General features: G+C 61.5%; 2 protein-coding genes. Both read left to right on the top strand.

All coding sequences use genetic code 11. From position 1 onward, the window contains the following. On the top strand, positions 1 to 285 hold a 285-nt coding region (locus ACWEK3_RS42335), incomplete at its 5' end, for an integrase core domain-containing protein (RefSeq protein ID WP_453252268.1). Between the two features lie 41 nt (positions 286 to 326). Beyond that, positions 327 to 1,886 carry a hypothetical protein gene (locus ACWEK3_RS42330; protein WP_453252267.1) on the top strand — a complete coding sequence of 520 codons (1,560 nt, stop codon included), beginning with the start codon at positions 327 to 329 and terminating at the stop codon, positions 1,884 to 1,886. Positions 1,887 to 1,904 lie beyond the last annotated feature (18 nt).

The following is a 1,904-nucleotide window of genomic DNA, read 5'->3' as shown; positions in this document are numbered from 1 at the left end:
GCCGAGCATCTGGACGCCGCTGGCATCGCCGCCTCCATCGGCTCGGTCGGCGACGCCTACGACAACGCCCTGATGGAATCAACGATCGGCCTGTATAAAACCGAGTTGATCAAACCGCAAAGGCCCTGGAAGTCGCTCTCCCAGGTGGAGTTGGCCACCGCCGAGTGGGTCGACTGGTACAACCACCGCAGACTGCACGGTGAGATAGGCCATGTTCCGCCCGTCGAGTACGAGGCCAACCACTACATGGAATCCACGAAACCCCAGGTCACAACCACAATCTGAGATCTCTACCGAACCCGGGGCGGTTCAAACTTCTGCTTGAAATGCAGCACGTCGAGCGGGCGTTGGAACACCTGCCCAAGGTCGACCGACGCCTGACCCAGGAACTCAAAAAGTACGGCGGCGACAAAGCCAGCGAGATTCAGACCGCCATCGATGACCTTCACGAGAGTGAAACGAATGCTCGCGGCGAGCTGGAGGCCCTCGAAGCGAACCTGGCAACTCTGACCGAAGAACGCGAGAGAGTCACCAACCTACTGCGTGAGCACGCAGTTGCAGCTCCAATCCAGGCGCAGCGCGACGCCGTCGCCAAAGAACTCGAGGAGGCCCGCAACGCTCGCGACGCGGCGGTGGCCGAACAGGTAAACCTGGTCGCGACGCGCGGCTTCCTAGCCTTCACGGAAGCGCTCGCCGAGAAGACTCTTGGGATGGCCAACGGCCTCTATCAGAAGGGAGCCTTGCCGGCGCCACTCAAGCGGGAGTTTGTCGACCAGCTCTTGGAGGAGGGTACCTGCATCTGCGGTACGTCGCTGGTCGAGCACACCGTTGCGTGGGAGCACGTCAAGGACTGGCGGCAGCGGGCCGGACTGCAGGCCGTCGAGACGGCCTGGCAGCAACTCAGCGGCCAAATCAGCCCGCTCTCCTCCAAACGTGCTGAACTGTGCGAAGATTTCAGACAGATTACGAAGCGTATCGGCGACGCGCGCGATCGGGTCGATGGCCTTGTGGCAAGCGAGTCGGAGCTCGATGGCAAGCTGCGCGACGGCCGCCTGGAGGGCGCACAGGAGCTCGAAACAAAGCGGATGGACCTCGATAGCCGCATCGGTGTCAAACAGCAGCGGATCGGCTCGATCAAGAGTGAGCTTGAGCGCATCACGAAAGACATCGAGAAGAGGACAAAGGAACGCAGCCGTGCCGAGGTCACTGATGAACTCGCGGCAAAGGCCCGAGCGCGCTCCGACCTCGTGCAGTCGGTGCGGCGCGCGCTCAGCCAGATCCTGGCGATCCGCGAAGATGACATGCGCGTGCGCCTGGATGCCGAGTTGAAGAAGGTGTTTCGGAGCATTACACACCAGAACCACATCCCCACCCTCAGTAAAGGCTTCGAGCTGACGCTTCACAAGGATGTGAACGGTGTAGAGCTCCCAGTGCCGAAGTCGACCGGCGAGAACCAGATCCTAAGCCTTAGCTTCGTAGCCGCCGTCTCCAAGCTCGCCCGCGAGAACCACAAGGAGCGCCGAGCAGAGGGCCAGTCTCCTATAGATGCTGGTACGTATCCCATCGTGATGGACGCTGCGTTCGGGTCGCTCGATCAGGATTACCAGCAGGCTGTATCGCGGGCACTCGCTCAGATGGCTCCGCAGCTCGTGGTCCTCGTAAGTAAGAGCCAGGGGCTCGGCAAGGTCGTGACCGAGCTGATGCCCCGTGTCGGTCATCTCGGCGTCATCGAGACCCACACCACCGCGCCGGGGAATGGCGCAGACCACATCGAGCTGGAGGGGATGTCTTACCCCTACATCTTGGCGGCTGAGCCCGGATCCACCGGCTTGATGTCTGTGGATAGCTTCTCCGGAGACGAGGAAGTGCCTTGTGACCTGCGATGATGGGAGTTCTTCACGCTT

The sequence above is a fragment of the Streptomyces sp. NPDC004721 genome (assembly GCF_053601495.1).
Note: the sequence above shows the minus strand (reverse complement) of the source record. Positions and strands in the feature narration are given on the sequence as shown.

Bases quoted from the DNA above. Each gene is read 5' to 3' on its own strand.
- ACWEK3_RS42330 (WP_453252267.1), top strand. From the start codon at position 327: ATGCAGCACGTCGAGCGGGCGTTGGAACACCTGCCCAAGGTCGACCGA.